Origin of the sequence: Achromobacter deleyi, from assembly GCF_902859705.1 — a bacterium.
Classification (GTDB): Bacteria; Pseudomonadota; Gammaproteobacteria; order Burkholderiales; family Burkholderiaceae_B; genus Achromobacter; species Achromobacter deleyi.
Genome location: NZ_CADIJO010000050.1, coordinates 1 through 17,130, shown reverse-complemented (window position 1 = coordinate 17,130; position 17,130 = coordinate 1). Strand labels below are relative to the sequence as shown.

Genomic DNA, 17,130 nt, shown 5'->3' with positions numbered 1-17,130 from the left:
CGTCGTGCTGATGGCCGCGCGCGCCGGGCTGGCGCAGGTCGCCGCCAAGCACCTGCAAGTGACGGCCGGCGAGGCCGTGCACTGGTCGGCCGGCAAGGACCAGAACCTGGCCGTGATGGGCGCGCTGCGCCTGCACACCGGCCAGGGCCTGGGCATCGTCGCCGGCCTGCAGCAGGGCGGGGCGGACTCGGGGCTGGACCTGATCTCGGCCAAGGGCAATGTCGACGTGCAGGCGCAGCACGACATCCTGCGGGTGCAGGCGCAGAAGGACATCACCATCGGCAGCGCGCAGACCGCGGTGGAATACGCCGCGCCCAAGCGCATCCGCATCGCGACGGCGGCGGGCGCCAGCATCGTGCTCGAAGGCGGCAACATCACCGTCACCGCGCCGGGGCGCATCGACGTCAAGACCGGCAACAAGCAATTCGCCGGCCCCGACCGCTTGCCTTATCCATTTCCCCAGATGCCCGAGAGCGTCTGCGTCAGTTGCGCCGTGGAAGCCGCGGCGGGCGGCCAGGCCATGACGGTGAAGAATGCTTGAGGACCGCGATACCTGGATCGATCCGGCCGGCCCCGCCGTCGGCCAGGCGCTGTACGACGCCGCTTGGAACCAGCCGCAGCCCGTTGAGCGCTATGTGCTGCTCGATGCCGCCTTTGCGCCAGGGTTGCCCGCCCGGCTGGCGCGCTGGCTCGAGCTCGAAGACTACTGCTCGCTCTATGCCGGACGCTACGAAGGCGAAGGCCTGGACGAGGTCGCGCCCTACCTGCTGCGCCTGCCCTGGGTGCCCGCGCTGCGCCAACCGCTGTGCGACAAGCTGATGGCGCTGACTCAGGGTAGACCCATGCTCAGCCTGCTGTTCAGCGCGGCCACGCTGGAGCAGCTGGCCGACCACCTGCGCGCGCAGATCGAGGCCGTCGGCGCCGATGGCCGCGCCTATCTGCTGCGCCTGGCGGACACGCGCGCGCTGGCCGCGCTGCTCGACGTGCTCACGCCCGCGCAACGCCAGCGCCTGCTGGCGGGCATTGCACGCTGGTCCTACGTCGACCGCGCGGGTGAACTGCAATCGATCGAAGGCGGCCCGCCGGCCGCGCCCGCCATCGAACCGACGCCTTATCTGATCGACGCGGATCAACAGCGCCAACTGCAGCAATTGGCCCTGCCGGACGCCATCCTGCGCTTCGTGCAATTGCGCGCCGGCCTGTTCGGCGAGCTGGCCTGCCGCCCGGCCGCGGCGCATCGCCTGATTGACGAAGGCGTGCAGCGCCTGGCACGCCGCGGCGTGGATCACGACGCGCTGGCCTATCGCCATGCCTTGACGCTGCTGCGCCGCCACGGCCTGCTGACCTCCGCCCATTCATCCCCCACGCCTGTTGTCTCCAGCCTGGAGCCGCAATCATGACGTTCAAGTTCCGCTTCGCCGGCCCATGCCGCGAGATTCCCACGGACCTGGATTTCCAGGAGCAACGCAAGGCCTGCCAGAAAATGGGCGAAAAGGCCGGCACGGATTGCTCGATCGAGTTGTTCTTCGGATTCTTCTTCGATGGCACGCGCAACAACATGGACGTGTCGATCGCAAAGAAAGACCAGACCCAGACGAATGTGGCGCGGCTGTACCGCGTGTTCGATGACACCCGGGATCCCAGCTACAGCGCGCGCCAGCACCGGTTCAGGACGTATGTCGAAGGTGTGGGCACCCCTTGTGTGGAAAAAGTGGGCGACCCGGGCACCGGTGTTCACGCGCAGGCTGGCGCTGCGGCAGGGTGGGGGGGCGAAGCGCGTATCAATTGGGCGCTTCTGGAATTCCAGAACCACCTGCATTTTCATTTCACGTCGCGCCCACTGACCGCAGCACTGGGGCAGGACACGCGCACCTTGGTGCGCCAGATGAGCACGGATATCTCGATGTCCGGGTTGCAGGTCGAGAAGCTGGCGGAGAGCGCCAAGATGCCCTTCTCCTCCTATTCCCAGTTGAAGCCGGGCGAAGACAAGGAAGTCTCGATTCGGCGGGCGCAGGGGCTGCTGGGGTCGGCACTGAGAATCTGGGATATCAATGACGCCAAGCCGAACGACTCGGCACGTTACTCGGTGCTGTCTCGACGCAATCGCGAGTTGAAAGAGGCGCTCTCCGGCTACCTCGCCGCCAACCCGAAAATAGAGCGCATCCGCGTTTCGATCTTTGGATTTTCGCGGGGGGCGGCCGAAGCGCGGGTGTTCGCCAACTGGCTCAAGGACGCCTGCGATGTGCCGGAAGGCATGTCGTTCTATTCTCCGCGTGGCGACGGCGTCCTGCGCCTGGCCGGCATTCCGGTCGTCATGGATTTCATGGGGCTGTACGACACGGTGGCCTCGGCGGGTTTCGCCCAGTCCGTGCCTGGAGGCGTGTGGGAAGGGCATGGCGCATGGGCGCGCAAGGAAGACCTGGAAGTGTCCCGTTACGTCGCGCGATGCGTGCACATGGTCGGCGCGCATGAGGTGCGAGGCTCATTCCCACTGGATTTGATTGATGGACAGGGCCACGAAGAGATCGTCTATCCGGGCGTGCATTCGGACATTGGCGGCGGTTACAAGCCCGGTGAGCAAGGCCGGGGCATGAGCGACAGCGACAAACTCTCGCAGATTCCGCTTTGCGACATGTATCGAGAAGCCGTCAAGGCGGGCGTTCCGCTTCGCTTGCATACCGCCCCGGATTCGGCAAAGCAGGACTTCAACGTGTCGTCCGGCGTGCGTGAGGCGTTCAATGCCTATGTGGCCGCCACCAGCGGCATTTCCAACAATCAGTCGTCGACCCGCCGCATTCTCTACAACCACTACGTGCAATACCTGCGCTGGCGTCGTCTGCGGGCCGAGAGAGGCCCCGAATGGCTGGGCGGCATCCCCAGCGCATCGCGGGCCAAGGCGAAGAATCCCCAGGATTACGAGGACCTGATCCAGGCCAATGACGAACTGCTGGAGGAAGTGAAGACGCTGACCGTCGATAACACCGTCGAGCGCACGGGCACCCCCAATACGATGCCCGGCGCTGAAGGGGCACGGCTTTACGACAGCGTGATGTTGTTGTTGCGAGGCACGAAAGAAAAGATGTGGCTGGAACAGATTCGTACCGTCTGGAATCTGCCGGGCAAGCCGGAAGCCGCCGTGATCCATCTATTGGACAACTATGTGCACGATTCGCGGGCGTGGTTCAAGCCCCTGGGCAAGGACGACGACGTCTGGAACAGCATTCAGGTCGATCGCTTGAAGCAGCTGCAAAAGCGGCAGCAATTGGCCGACCAGTATGCCTCGACCGGACGAATGCACTTGGCGTTGGCCTTGCAGCCTACCAAGGAAGAGCGGGCCGATCTGGAAAAGCTTCGCGCAGATCCCAAATATGTGCCATTGCAGCCCAGTGGCCGGGAATACTACTCGCAATGGGGTTATCTGCGTTGGCGCACGGTGTACGTCAATCCACAGGTCCGGGCGCAACGCGAAGCACAGGAAGACATGGAGTCCACGCGCCGCGCCTTGCAGAACATGCCGATGAACTTCAATGCCCTTCCTCGTTTCTGACTATGCCGACCCCTCGTTTTCCAGCCTCTCGTTCACTGCCTCGGCCGATGTCGGCCCATCCGGCTGCGGCGATGCTCGTTCTGGCCGTCCTGGCGTTCGTCAGCCCGTTTGCGGCGGCGCAATCTGCGCCGGTGCCCGAGACGCTCGATGTCAGGCTGGGCATCATCAACTATCTGGACGAAGGCCTGGACCCGGTGTTCATCAATCAAGGCTGGGCAGGAAACGCCCGGCTTCGATCCTATTCCTCGGGCACCTGCTGCGTGTCCATCCCGACAAAGTGGAAGCCCGGCATGACGATGCGGGTGCAATGGCGATCGGACTCGATGTTCAAGCGCGGCGAAAAAGAGATGATGACTCGCGACGCGCCGGTCCTGCCGTATCAGCCCTTTCACGATGGCTATGTATGGGCGGTGTTCCTGCCCGGAGGAGAAGTGCGTCTGCAGCCTTCCGATTATGGTCCGGGTGGCCCGGGCTTCCTGCAAGGCCTGCCGCAGCCCGGAGAAGCGACCGAGGCTGAATTGAAGCAGTTCATCGAGAAGACTCAACCCAAGCCTTGACCCCCGGGCGACCGGTCGCCTCGCCCGCATCCCCGCCAGGCGCCACCCCGGCAGGCGGCGCGCGGCTGTTATGATGCCTGGATATATAACCAGTTGTCAGGCCGGCCTTTGGGCGCCTGGCTGCCAGCCCCGCGCGCCATGTCCGACCCGACCCTTCCGCCTTCCAACAGCCGTCCCGACCCCTTGGCCGACCTGAATCCGGCCCAGCGCGAGGCCGCCGAATTCGGCGTGGCCGGCGCGGGCGACGACGGTCCCCTGCTGGTCATCGCCGGGGCGGGGTCAGGCAAGACCAACACTTTGGCGCACCGGGTTGCCCACCTGATCCTGAACGGCGCCGACCCGCAGCGCATGTTGCTGTTGACGTTCTCGCGCCGCGCCGCCCAGGAAATGGAGCGCCGCGTGGGATCGGTGCTGCAACGGGTCATGAACCTGCGCGGCACCCAGCAGGCGCCGTCGCTGCCATGGGCGGGTACGTTCCACGCTATCGGGGCGCGCCTCCTGCGCGATTGCGCCCAGCGCATCGGCCTGTCCGAAGCCTTCACCATCCATGACCGGGGCGATGCCGAAGACCTGATGGGCATGGTCCGGCACGAGCTTGGTCTGTCGTCCACCAAGTCGCGCTTTCCGCTCAAGGGCACCTGCCTGGCGATCTATTCGCGGGTGGTCAACAGCCAGACGCCGGTGGCCGACGTGCTGCACGGCGCCTTTCCGTGGTGCGCCCAATGGGAAGACGAGCTCAAGAACCTGTTTCGCGCCTATGTGGCGGCCAAGCAGGACCAGCAGGTGCTCGATTACGACGACCTGCTGCTGTACTGGGCCGAAATGATGGGCGATGAGGCCATTGCCGCCGACGTCGGCGGGCGCTTCGACCATGTACTGGTGGACGAATACCAGGACACCAACCGCCTGCAATCGGCCATTCTGCTGGCCATGAAGCCCGACGGCCGCGGCCTGACGGTGGTAGGCGACGACGCCCAGTCCATCTATTCGTTCCGCGCCGCCACGGTGCGCAATATCCTGGATTTCCCAACGCAGTTTCCCAAGCCGGCGCGGGTCATCACGCTGGACCGCAATTACCGTTCGACCCAGCCCATTCTCACGGCGTCCAACGCGGTCATCGGCCTGGCGACCGAGCGCTACGCCAAAGACCTCTGGACCGACCGCACGTCGTCGCAACTGCCCGAACTGGTCACCGTCAGCGACGAAGGCGGGCAGGCCCGCTGGGTGGCCGATCAGGTGCTGGCGCAGCGCGAGGGCGGCGCCACGCTGAAGTCGCAGGCGGCGCTGTTTCGCACGGCCAGCCACAGCGCCGCGCTGGAACTCGAACTGACCCGCCGCAATATCCCGTTCGTCAAATTCGGCGGGCTGCGGTTCCTGGAAGCCGCCCACGTCAAGGACCTGCTGTCGCTGTTGCGCTGGGCCGAAAACCCGCGCGGCCGCATGGCGGGGTTTCGCGTGGCGCAGTTGCTGCCCGGCATCGGGCCGGCCACGGCTGGCAAGCTGATGGACGCCATGGCGCAGTCGGCCGAGCCGCTGCGCGCGCTGCGCGAATTCAAGCCGGGCGCGGCGGCCCAGGCCGAGTGGGGCGCGTTTGCCGATACCTACGCCGCGCTTGCCGACCCGGGCCTGCGCTGGCCGGCCGACGTCGACCTGGCCCTGCGCTGGTACGCCGGCCAGCTCGAACGCCTGTACGACGATGCCCGGGTGCGCAAGACCGACCTGGACCAGCTGGTGCGCATTGCCGCCGGCTACCCGTCGCGCGAGCGTTTCCTGACCGAACTGACGCTGGACCCGCCCGATGCCACCAGCGACGAATCCGGCGCCCCGTCGCGCGACGAAGACTACATGATCCTGTCCACCATCCATTCCGCCAAGGGCCAGGAATGGAAGGCCGTGTATGTGCTGAATGTGGTCGACGGCTGCATTCCGTCCGACATGAGCACCGGCACGGCCGAGGAAATCGAAGAAGAGCGCCGCCTGCTGTACGTGGCCATGACGCGCGCCAAGGAACGCCTGCAACTGATCGTGCCGCAGCGCTTCTACGTGCACCAGCAGACCGGCATGGGCGACCGCCATGTGTACGGGTCGCGCACCCGCTACATCACCAACGCCATGCTGCCGCTGTTCGACCACCTGCCCAAGCTGCCCGACCTGCCCGGCAGTCCGCGCGAACCCAAGTCGCCCCAGGCGCCGCAGGTCGACGTGGCCAAGCGGGTGCGCAACCTGTTCGCCTAGCAGGGCGGCCTCGGCCGGGGCTGCACAGCGGCGCTGGGCTATCATCGGCCCATATCGATACGCTGTTTCCGCAAGGGCTCGCATAGCCGGAGGATGCCTATGTCTACCGAAGAAAACGCCGCCACCGATCCCCACAAAGGCGAGGTCGTGGCGTCCATTGCCTATGTGAACGGCAGGCGCGAGCGCGAGGTGCCCATCAGCGAGGTGGGCCAGTACGTCAACCAGGACCGCAGCATGCTGTGGGTGGGCCTGCGCAACCCCAGCCCCGAACTGCTGGGCCAGGTGGCCCGCGAACTGGGCGCCTGCGACAAGAACCAGGAAGAAATGCTTGAGCCGCACCGCCGGCCCAAGATCATCGACTACGGCAACATGGTGCTCATCGTGGCCATCACGGTCGAGGTCGAAGCCGAGCGCCCCATCTTCGGCGAAACCCAGTTCCTGATCGGCGAAGGGTTCCTGGTCACCGTGCGGCGCGGCGCCACCGCCGGCCACAGCCCCTTGCGCGAACGGCTGGAGGCCTCGCCCGACCTGCTCAAGCGCGGCAGCGACTACGTGGCCTCCGAACTGCTGGACTGGCTGGTGGACCGCTACGTGGCCGCCGCCGGCAAGATCGAATCGGTGGTCGAGGGCGCCGAGCAGAAGCTGCTGATCCGCGGCGCGAAAGATTCCGACATCCGCAAGCTGTACCGCCAGCGCCGCGACCTGCTGCGCATCCATACCGTGGTGTCGCCGCTGGTCGAGATCAGCCGCCGTCTGGCCCGGGTCGAGATGTCGGCCGTGGACGAGCACGCCCGGCCGTATTTCGGCGAAGTGGCCGACCGCGTGTCGCGGGTCGATGAACTGTTCAACGCGCTGCGCGAATCGCTGGCCTTCGCCTTTGAAGCCAGCCTGATGATCGGCCAGGCCGCGCAGAACGACACCACCCGCAAGCTGGCGTCCTGGGCGGCCATCCTGGCCGTGCCCACCGCCATCGCCGGCATCTACGGCATGAACTTCAAGTTCATGCCCGAACTGGAATCGCCGTTCGGTTACCCCATCACCCTGGGGGTGATCGTCTCGGTCTGTTCGTTCCTGTACTGGCGGTTCCGCAAGTCGGGCTGGCTGTAGCCGCGTCAGGGCGGCGGGGAGGGCACCGCGCCTTGCCTGCGCCGCCCGGGCTTGTGGCACACTGCCTCTCGTTTCCCTATCCGGAGCCCGGCTCGTGCGCGGCAAATCTCCCTTTGGCGGCGCCAGCAAGCTGACCGCCCTGATCGTCGCCCTGGTCCTGGCCGCGGCCGGCGCCCTGGTCAACTGGCTGCAGCCGTCGGGGCAGGGCGGCCAGCGGCCCGGCGCCAGCGCACCGGCCTCCCAAGGCAAGCCCGGCGCCGCGCCCGCGGGCGGCGTGCCGGCGGGCAGCTATACCCTGACCGGCATGATCGTCAATGTGGCCGATGGCGATACCGTCACGCTGCGCGCACCCGACGGCCAGCGCCGCATTCGCCTGGACAGCATCGACGCGCCCGAAGAGGGCCACGGCGCCGACCAGCCCGGCCAGCCCTACGCCGAGGCCGCGCGCAAGAACCTGGCCGACCTGGTGGCCGGCAAGACCCTGACCGCGCAGTGCTACGAAAAAGACCAATACGGCCGCGACGTCTGCGCGCTGATCCTGGACGATGGCCGCTCGGCCAACCGCCTGCAGGTCGAGGCCGGCTATGCCTGGGCCTATACCGCGCGCCAGGGCGCCTATCTGCACGACCAGGCCATGCCCGGCCTGCAACGCCAGGCCAAGGCCGCCGGCCGCGGCCTGTGGGCCGGCAAGGACCCCATGCAACCCTGGAAATGGCGCTACGACTGCTGGCGCCAGCGCCAGTGCGGCTGACCCGCCCGGCATCCTAAGGGGATGCCTGGGTACTGGGGCAGGGGCACCTTTGCTATCCTCTGTCGCACTGAATAGAAGGAAAGGTTTCCATGCTTGCTTTGAAGCGGCTTTGGGCGGCGGCCATGCTGCTGTTGCTGGCGTTGGCGGGCTGCTCCCAGGAAAGCAGCCCCATCAACAGCCCGTACCCGTCCGGCGCCGAAGGCCAGAACACCCTGTATTCCGCCTTCGTCAAGCGTTCGCCCAAATACCTGGACCCGGCCAGCTCTTATTCCGGCGACGAAACTCCTTATACCTACAGCATCTATGAGACGCTCTACGGGTACCACTACCTCAAGCGGCCGTACGAGCTGATCCCGCGGGCCGCCGCATCCATCGACCCGCCGGTCTACCTGGATGCGCAGGGCAAGGTCCTGCCGGCCGACGCGCCGGGCGAGCAGATCGCCGAAAGCATCTACGACATCAAGATCAAGCCGGGCGTGCGCTTTGCGCCGCACCCCGCCTTCGCCCGCAAGACCGACGGCAGCTACGACTACTTTCCGCTTGCGCCGGAAGACCTCGAAGACAAATACGCCATTCCCGACTTTCCCCGCACCGGCACGCGCGAGCTGGTCGCCGACGACTACGTCTACGCCTTTCGCCGCCTGGCCAGCCCGCGGGTGGTGTCGCCCATCTATTCGCTGATGGCCGAATACGTCAGCGGCCTGAAGGACTACGGCGACCGCCTGCGCCAGCGTGACCAGGCCTTGCGCCGCGACCTGCCCGGCGGCGCGGGCGCGTCCTGGCTGGACCTGCGCGAGCCCGACGGCTTCACCGGCGTGCAGGCGCTGGACCCCCACACGCTGCGCATTCGCGTCAACGGCAAGTACCCGCAGTTCAAGTATTGGCTGGCCATGACCTTCACGGCGCCGGTGCCCTGGGAAGCCGATCGCTTCTACAACCAGCCCGGCATGGCCGAGCACGACCTGTCGCTGAACACCTGGCCCGTCGGCACCGGCCCCTACATGCTGGCCGAATCGCTGCAGAACCGCCGCCACGTGCTGGCGCGCAACCCCAACTTCCACGGCGAGCCCTATCCTTGCGAAGGCGAGCCAGGCGACAAGGCGGCCGGCCTGCTGGCCGACTGCGGCAAGCCCACGCCCTTCATCGACCGCGCCGTGTTCAGCGTCGAAAAAGAGGCCATTCCGCTGACCGGCAAGTTCATGCAGGGCTACTACGACGTGCCGCAGATCGAGCGCGGCGAGTACGGCGTGGCCATGCTGGTGGCCGCGGGCGACAGCCAGGACAAGGCGCGCAAGTACCAGGAACACGGCATCCGCCTGCCCACCACGGTCGAAACCGCCAACTGGTACATGGGCTTCAACTGGCTCGACCCGGTGGTGGGCAAGGGCGACACGCCCGAGCAGGCCGAAAAGAATCGCAAGCTGCGCCAGGCCATCAGCATCGCGTTCGACTGGGAAGAATACGTGGCGGTGTTCGAGAACAGCCAGGCGTCCGTGGCCTACGGTCCGGTGCCGCCCGGCGTGCTGGGCTACCGCGAGCCGCCCGAAGGCGTGAACCCCGTGGTCTACGATCTGGTCGACGGCAAGCCGGTGCGCAAGTCGGTCGACGTGGCCAAGCGCCTGCTGGCCGAAGCCGGCTACCCCGACGGCCGCAACGCCGTGACCGGTGCGCCCCTGGTGCTCTACTACGACTCGATGCAGGGGGGCGGCTCGAATCCCACGTTTGACTGGATGCGCCGCCAGATGGCCAAGATCGGTGTGCAGATGGATGTGCGCGCCACCGACTACAACCGCTTCCAGGACAAGATGCGGCGCGGTTCGGCGCAGATATTTCTGTGGGGCTGGAACGCCGACTACCCCGACGCCGAAAACTTCCTGTTCCTGCTCTACGGCCCCAACGCCAAGGCCAAGGACGGCGGCGAAAACGCCGCCAACTACGACAGCCCCGAATACAACCGCCTGTTCGAGCAGATGAAGTTCCTGGACGACGGCCCTGAAAAAGAAGCCCTGATCGCCCGCATGGTCGCCATCGTGCAGCGCGACGCGCCCTGGATGTTCGGCTATTTCCCGATGTCGGGCGGCGCCTACCAGCAGTGGGTCGGCAACGCCAAGCCTACCCAGATGGTGCGCAACACGCTGCAGTACATGAAGATCGACCCGGCCCTGCGGCAAAGCAAGATCGACGAATGGAATTCCCCCATCTGGTGGCCGGTGGGCCTGTTCGCGTTGCTGATCGCGCTGGCGATCTGGCCGTCGTACCTCGCGCTCAAGCGGCGTGAACGGCAGACCGCGTTTGGCCACGGTCCGCGCAAGGAGCATCAATCATGATCGGCTACATCATCCGCCGGCTGCTGTATGGCGTGCTGATCCTGATCGGCGTGAACCTGTTCACCTTCATCCTGTTCTTCGCCGTGAATACCCCCGACGACATGGCGCGCCTGGCCATCGGCGGCCAGCGCATCAGCCAGGACGCGGTCGAGAAATGGAAGGTCGAGCACGGCTACGACAAGCCGCTGTTCTACAACACGCAGGCCAGCGGTTCCGCCCAACTGACCGACACCGTGTTCTACCAGCGCTCGGTGCCGCTCCTGGTGATGGACTTCGGCCGGTCCGACGGCGGCCGCGACATCGGCCGCGAAATCCAGACCCGCATGGGGCCCAGCCTGGCGCTGGCCGTGCCCACCTTCTTCCTGGGCCTGTTCGCCAGCATCGTCTTTTCGCTGACGCTGGTGTATTTCCGCGCCACCCGGCTGGACTTCTGGGGCGTGGTGGTCTGCGTGATATTGCTGTCCATTTCCAGCCTGTTCTACATCATCGCGGGGCAGTGGCTGTTCGCCAAGCTGTTGCAGCTGGTGCCGTTCTCGGGCTTCGAGGGCGGGCTGGACATGGTCAAGTTCCTGGCGCTGCCGGTGCTGGTGGCGATCGTGTCGCGGCTGGGGCCCGAAGCCCGCTTCTACCGTACCCTGTTCCTCGAGGAAATCGGCAAGGACTACGTGCGCACCGCCCGCGCCAAGGGGCTGGCCGAACGCGTGGTGCTGTTTCGCCACGTGCTGCGCAACGCCATGCTGCCCATCCTGACCAGCACCGTCGCCGCCTTGCCGCTGCTGTTCATGGGCAGCCTGATCGCCGAGTCGTTCTTCGGCATCCCCGGACTGGGCAGCTACACCATCGACGCCATCAACGCACAGGACTTCTCCATCGTGCGCGCCATGGTCTTCCTGGGGGCGTCGCTGTATATCGTGGGGCTGATCCTGGCCGATATTTCCTACACGCTGGCTGATCCCCGCGTTCGATTCGAGTAGCCGCCATGCCCCAATTCGTATTCCTCGGGACCGATATTGCGCTGTGGCTGATGGTGCTGGGCGCGCTGACCTACGCCTGGCGGGTGCGCCGCAGCCCGAACCTGCGCTCGACCTGGGCGCGCGTGGCGCGCGATACGCCGGCCATGTGTTCCGCCGTGGTGCTGGCGGCGTTTGCCGTGGTCGGCCTGCTCGATTCGGTTCACTACCGCCCCTTGCTGCCGCCCGCGCCGGGCGTTGCCGCCGATGCGCCGCGCGTCTATGCGCCGGCCGTCAAGTCGGCGCTGGACGGCCTGTTGAGCGGCTCGGTGCTGACGCGGCCCGAGAAAACCTATTCCCGTCCGCTGGCCGTGCGCCAGTTCACCAAGGAAACCCTGCTGGTCGATGACAAGCCGGTGCGCGATTTTCCGCGCCTGCGGGCGGCGGGCACGCACCTGGCCGACCCTGACCGCGACTATGCCGGCGACCTGTCCCGACGGCTGGGCCTGGGGCTGGCAGCCGGCCTGGCCGTGGCGCTGGCCGGCACGGGCCTGCTGTTCGCCGGCCTGGCCCGGCGCGCAGGCGCGTCTGCGGCAGCCCAGGCGCTGTTCGGCGGCCATTCGGATGTGCCCTGGCGCGCCATGGCCATCACCTTCACGCTGCTGTGCCTGGCGGCCGGGGCGCTGGCGGGCCTGTCCACCGGCTACCACGCGCTGGGCACCGACCGCATCGGCAACGACGTGCTGTGGCAGGCCCTGAAAAGCATCCGCACCGCGCTGGTCATCGGCAGCCTGACCACCCTGGCGATGCTGCCGCCGGCCATCGTGTTCGGCATCGCGGCCGGCTATTTCAAGGGCAAGGTCGACGACGCCATCCAATACCTCTACACCACCATCACCTCGATTCCCGGCGTGCTGCTGGTGGCCGCCTGCGCGCTGATGATGCAGGTCTACATCGATAACCACGCCGACCTGTTCGATACGTCGGCCGCACGGGCGGACCTGCGCCTGTTCCTGCTCTGCATGATCCTGGGCCTGACCGGCTGGGCCGGCCTGTGCCGCCTGCTGCGCGCCGAAACGCTCAAGCTGCGCGAGCTGGAATACGTGCAGGCGGCGCGGGCCTTCGGCGTGTCGCACTGGCGCATCATGACGCGCCATTTGCTGCCCAACGTGGCGCACCTGGTGCTGATCACCGTGGTGCTCGAATTCTCGGGGCTGGTGCTGTACGAGGCCGTGCTGTCCTACCTGGGCATCGGCGTGGATCCCAGCATGAATTCCTTTGGCTCGATGATCGATGGCGCGCGGCTGGAAATGTCGCGCGACCCCATGATCTGGTGGAACCTCATGACCGCCTTTCTGTTCATGCTGGCGCTGGTGCTGGCGGCCAACCTGTTCGCCGACGCCGTGCGCGATGCCTTCGATCCGCGCACCCGCCGCTACAAGCCCAGCCGCCTGCCGGGCCTGGGCCTGTTCGGCCGCCGCCCCGACGCCGTGCTGGCCGCCGACGCCCGCTCATCCAAGCCCGGAGACGCCCCGTGACGCACGACACCCCATTGCTGGCCGTGCAGGGCCTGGACGTCGACATTGCCGGCGAAAGCGGCATGACGCATGCGGTCAAGCGCCTGCAGCTGGCCATTTCGCAGCGTCAGACCTTCGCGCTGGTCGGTGAGTCCGGCTGCGGCAAGAGCATGACGGCGCTGGCGTTGCTGCGCCTGCTGCCGGATGCCGGGCGCATCGTGGGCGGCCAGATCGAACTGGACGGCGAAGACCTGAACCGCCTGCCCGAAAGCGCCATGCGCGGCGTGCGCGGCGGGCGCATCGGCATCATCTTCCAGGAACCCTCCACCAGCCTGAACCCCGTCATGCGGGTGGGCGACCAGATCATCGAGACGCTGGTGGCGCACACGCCGCTGCGCGGCGCGGCCGCCCGGGCGCGGGCCATCGACTGGTTGCGCCGGGTCGGCATTCCCGAACCCGAACGGCGCGTGGACGATTACCCGTTCCAGTTTTCGGGCGGCCAGAAGCAGCGCGTCATGATCGCGATCGCGCTGGCGGCCGAGCCGCTGCTGCTGATCGCCGACGAACCCACCACCGCGCTGGACGTCACCGTGCAGGCGCAGGTGCTGGACCTGCTGGCCGACATCCAGCAGGAAATGGGCATGGCCGTGCTGCTCATCACCCACGACCTGGCGGTGGTGAAGAACGTGGCCCACCACGTGGCGCTGATGCGCGGCGGCGAGATCGTCGAAAGCGCCAGCGCGGAAGAATTCTTCCGCGCGCCCAAGCACCCGTACGCGCGCCAATTGTTCGATGCCATTCCTACCTTCGAAAAGCGGGGCGTGCCGCTCAGCCAGCCGGGCCGCGACGCCCAGGCACAGGACCCGGCCGCCGCGCGGCGCCGGGTGCGCGATCCCGGCGTGGTGCTGGACGTGCAGGACCTGAAGGTGCACTACCCCGTGCGCAAGGGACCGCTGCGGCGCGTGGTGTCGTGGGTCAAGGCCGTCGACGGCGTCACCTTCACGCTGCGCGCCGGTGAAACGTTGGCGCTGCTGGGCGAATCCGGCTGCGGCAAGACCACTACCGGCAAGGCGCTGCTGCGCCTGATCGACGGCGCGAATATTTCCGGCCGCGCCATGCTGCAAGGGCAGGACCTGCTCTCGGCCGACCGCAGCCGCTTGCAGCGACTGCGCCAGGACATCCAGATCGTGTTCCAGGACCCCTACGCCTCGCTGGACCCGCGCATGCGGGTGGGCGACATCCTGGACGAAGGCCTGGCATCCCTGCGCCGCGGCATGAGCGCGCAGGATCGCGCGGCCCATGCCGCCCGGCTGATCGAACGCGTCGGCCTGCCGGCCAACACGCTGGCGCGCTATCCGCACGAGTTCTCGGGCGGACAGCGCCAACGCATCGCCATCGCGCGGGCCCTGGCGGTCGAACCCAAGGTGCTGATCTGCGACGAGCCGACCTCGGCGCTGGACGTGTCGGTGCAGGCGCAGATCCTGGACCTGCTGCGCGAATTGCAGGAAGAACTGGGCATCGCCTATCTCTTCATCACGCACAATTTCGGCGTGGTCGAATACCTGGCGGACCGCATTGCCGTCATGGAGGGCGGGCGCATCATCGAATTGGGCGAAGCCGACGCCGTACTGCACGCGCCTCGCCAGGACATGACCCGGCGGCTGCTCGAGGCGGTACCGCGCTTGCAGTTCGGCCCCTTGTCCGCCGACTGAAACCCGCGCAAGCCCCTCGCGCCCCGGCGGGCGAGGGGTCGCGGTTTCGTGCAATACTGTCGTTTCGAACCCCGCGAAAAACGACCTTCCGATACCTCCGGCCCCGCGCCGCCCGGAACGTCGCGCACACGTCACCCCGCATTTGCGTCAGGTCGGCCAGCGATTCCCCCGACACTCCGTCGGACCGTCACGAGCAGCAGCGCCCACAACGCGCCTTGCCCGTACTACCGGAACGCGCCATGACCCGACCGCTTCACCCCACCCCTCTGTCCCATGCCCGTATCGCCATTGTCGGCGCCGGCCTGGGCGGCCTGACCCTTGCACGGGTCCTGCACCGGCACGGCATCGCCGCCACCGTGTTCGAAGCCGATGCCTCGCCCGACGCGCGCAGCCAGGGCGGCTTGCTGGACATCCATGCGCATAACGGCCAGATCGCCCTCAAGGCCGCCGGCCTGCACGAGGCCTTCCTGGCCCTGGCGCTGCCCGGCGAGGACGCCAAGCGGGTCGTCGACCGCCATGGCCGCATCCTGTTCGATCGTCCCGGCCAGGCCCATCCCGCCCGGCCCGAAATCGACCGGGGCGCGCTGCGCGGCCTGCTGACCGCGTCCTTGCCCGATGGCACGATCCAATGGGGCTGCAAACTGACTCGCGCCGAGGCCTTGGGCGATGGCCGGCACCGCCTGGCCTTCGCTCACGGTACATCGTTCACCGCCGATCTCGTGGTCGGCGCCGACGGCGCCTGGTCCCGCATCCGGCCGCTGCTGTCGACGGCCATGCCAGGCTACGTCGGCACTACCTTCATCGAAACGCGCCTGCCCGATGGCGACCGCCGCCAGCCCGCCAGCGCCCAACTGATCGGCCGCGGCACCCTGATGGCCGTCGAGCCCGGCAAGGGCATCCTGGGCCATCGCTACGCCAACGGCACCCTGCAAGCCTATGTGGCGTTGAACCGGCCGCAGGCCTGGTTCGGCCAGATCGACTTCACTTGCCGGTCGTCTGCGCTGGCGCGGATCGCGCGGGAATTCGACGGCTGGACTCCCGCGCTGCGCGCGCTGGTGACCGAAGGCGAGGCCGACCTCATCGTCAGGCCGCTGCATGCCTTGCCGCTCGCGCATCGTTGGGATCGGGTGCCCGGCGTGACCCTGGTCGGCGATGCGGCGCACCTGATGTCTCCGTTTGCAGGAGAAGGCGCCAATCTGGCCCTGTACGACGGCGCCGAACTGGCCCATGCGCTGTGCGCGCATCCCGCCGACATCGAGGCGGGCCTGGCCGCGTACGAACAGGCCCTGTTTCCCCGCAGCGCGTTGGCCGCTACGCAGACCGCTCGCAATCACGAACACTTTTTCGGCGCGCACGCGCCAGCCAGCGTGGTGGCGTTGTTCGCCCGGCATTGAATCGGCCCACCGCCACCGTCCTGGAACGAAGGCCCGACGTTCGGGCGACCCAAAGAAAACCGCGCCCCGGTCCTTGCGGATCGGGGCGCGGTGCGCAGGCCGCCTGCGCGGCCGGATGTCACTCGTGTGCGCTGCGTGTTTCCAGCCACACCAGGGTGTCGTGCCGCAGGGCGCGTACACATTGCGCCAGGAAGGCATGCACCACTTCCAGCTCGGCGGCGTCGTAGCGGCGCGCCATCAGCACCACCGCTTCAGCCACCCACTGGCGTTCCTGGGCCAGTTGCTGGCACGCTTCCTCGACCGGCCGGATCACGATCATCCGACGGTCCAGCGGGTGGCGGCCCCGCTGCACGTACCCGGCCGCTTCCAGGCGGTTGATCAAGGCGGTGGCGCCGCCGGAGCTGATGCCCATCAGCTGGGCCAGCTGGCCCGTGGGCAGGGCATCGAACTCCATCACCAGTTCCAGCGCTTTCAGATCCGCCAGGGGGATACCCAGTTTCTCCGCCAGGGCCGACTGGCATGCCGCGTTGTACACGGCGAACTGCCGACCCAGCATCAGGGCGATATCGTCAAGCATTCCGGGCCGCAGATCGTTGTTGCGAGATTCAGGCATCACGGTCACATGCTCGTGGTGAACGATGGTTTCTTGTTGCAGCATGGTTCGCTCCCTCACGGATCCAGTGGGTTACTTCTTGCCCGACGCGCCGCCGAGCAGGCCGCCCAGCAATCCGCCGTTGTTGGCGCCGTTGGTGGTAGTGGTGCCGCCAAGCGCTGCCGTCACCCCGCCCAGCAATCCACCCAACAGGCCGCCGTTGTTGGCCGTGCCCGCGGCGCCGGCACCGGCGCTTGCCCCGGCCCCCGCACCCGCGGCTCCCGCGCCTGCGTTGACCGTCGCACCGCCCGTCACCCCACCGAGCAAGCCGCCGAGCAGGCCGCCATTGGCACCCGCCGTACCGCCCGTCGCGCCGCCAGCCGTACCCGTCACGCCGCCCAGCAGGCCGCCCAGCAAGCCGCCGTTGGCGCCGGCCGTACC

General features: G+C 67.4%; 14 protein-coding genes. 12 read left to right on the top strand and 2 right to left on the bottom strand.

Annotated elements, in window-relative coordinates; genetic code table 11:
- The 12 genes from HV798_RS31250 to HV798_RS31195 form a co-directional block, all read left to right on the top strand.
- Positions 1-541: DUF2345 domain-containing protein (locus tag HV798_RS31250; protein WP_246289351.1), on the top strand; the 541-nt coding region annotated here is incomplete at its 5' end.
- Positions 534-1,400 (top strand): DUF4123 domain-containing protein, encoded by an 867-nt coding sequence (locus tag HV798_RS31245; protein WP_175193067.1) that lies wholly within the window; start codon positions 534-536, stop codon positions 1,398-1,400. The genes HV798_RS31250 and HV798_RS31245, both read left to right, overlap by 8 nt.
- Positions 1,397-3,547 (top strand): T6SS phospholipase effector Tle1-like catalytic domain-containing protein, encoded by a 2,151-nt coding sequence (locus HV798_RS31240; RefSeq protein WP_175193068.1) that lies wholly within the window; start codon positions 1,397-1,399, stop codon positions 3,545-3,547. The genes HV798_RS31245 and HV798_RS31240 overlap by 4 nt, the downstream gene beginning before the upstream one ends.
- Before the next feature lie 47 nt (positions 3,548-3,594).
- Complete coding sequence (locus HV798_RS31235; RefSeq protein ID WP_175193069.1) at positions 3,595-4,104, top strand: DUF3304 domain-containing protein; 510 nt, start codon at positions 3,595-3,597, stop codon at positions 4,102-4,104.
- Between the two features lie 138 nt (positions 4,105-4,242).
- Positions 4,243-6,339 carry an ATP-dependent helicase gene (locus HV798_RS31230; RefSeq protein ID WP_175193070.1) on the top strand — a complete coding sequence of 699 codons (2,097 nt, stop codon included), beginning with the start codon at positions 4,243-4,245 and terminating at the stop codon, positions 6,337-6,339.
- Between the two features lie 99 nt (positions 6,340-6,438).
- Entirely contained in the window at positions 6,439-7,446 is a 1,008-nt protein-coding gene (locus HV798_RS31225; protein ID WP_025140507.1) for a magnesium and cobalt transport protein CorA, read from the top strand.
- Between the two features lie 94 nt (positions 7,447-7,540).
- Positions 7,541-8,197: a thermonuclease family protein gene (locus HV798_RS31220; protein WP_025140508.1), complete on the top strand. Its 657-nt coding sequence runs from the start codon at positions 7,541-7,543 to the stop codon at positions 8,195-8,197.
- Positions 8,198-8,286: 89 nt separating this feature from the next.
- Positions 8,287-10,524, top strand: coding sequence for an ABC transporter substrate-binding protein (locus tag HV798_RS31215; protein WP_175193071.1), 2,238 nt, complete (start codon positions 8,287-8,289; stop codon positions 10,522-10,524).
- Positions 10,521-11,498, top strand: coding sequence for an ABC transporter permease (locus tag HV798_RS31210; protein ID WP_175193072.1), 978 nt, complete (start codon positions 10,521-10,523; stop codon positions 11,496-11,498). The genes HV798_RS31215 and HV798_RS31210 overlap by 4 nt, the downstream gene beginning before the upstream one ends.
- Before the next feature lie 5 nt (positions 11,499-11,503).
- Positions 11,504-13,012: an ABC transporter permease gene (locus tag HV798_RS31205; protein WP_175193073.1), complete on the top strand. Its 1,509-nt coding sequence runs from the start codon at positions 11,504-11,506 to the stop codon at positions 13,010-13,012.
- Complete coding sequence (locus HV798_RS31200; protein WP_175193074.1) at positions 13,009-14,703, top strand: ABC transporter ATP-binding protein; 1,695 nt, start codon at positions 13,009-13,011, stop codon at positions 14,701-14,703. Before HV798_RS31205 ends, HV798_RS31200 begins: the two co-directional genes overlap by 4 nt.
- A 239-nt stretch (positions 14,704-14,942) precedes the next feature.
- Complete coding sequence (locus HV798_RS31195) at positions 14,943-16,097, top strand: FAD-dependent oxidoreductase (protein ID WP_175193075.1); 1,155 nt, start codon at positions 14,943-14,945, stop codon at positions 16,095-16,097.
- A 118-nt stretch (positions 16,098-16,215) separates the two neighbouring features.
- Here HV798_RS31195 and HV798_RS31190 read toward each other — a convergent pair whose 3' ends face one another.
- Complete coding sequence (locus HV798_RS31190; RefSeq protein ID WP_025140514.1) at positions 16,216-16,755, bottom strand: MarR family winged helix-turn-helix transcriptional regulator; 540 nt, start codon at positions 16,753-16,755, stop codon at positions 16,216-16,218.
- Positions 16,756-16,782: 27 nt separating this feature from the next.
- Positions 16,783-17,130 (bottom strand): hypothetical protein (locus HV798_RS31185; RefSeq protein ID WP_175216635.1); only part of this gene is annotated, 348 nt, incomplete at its 5' end.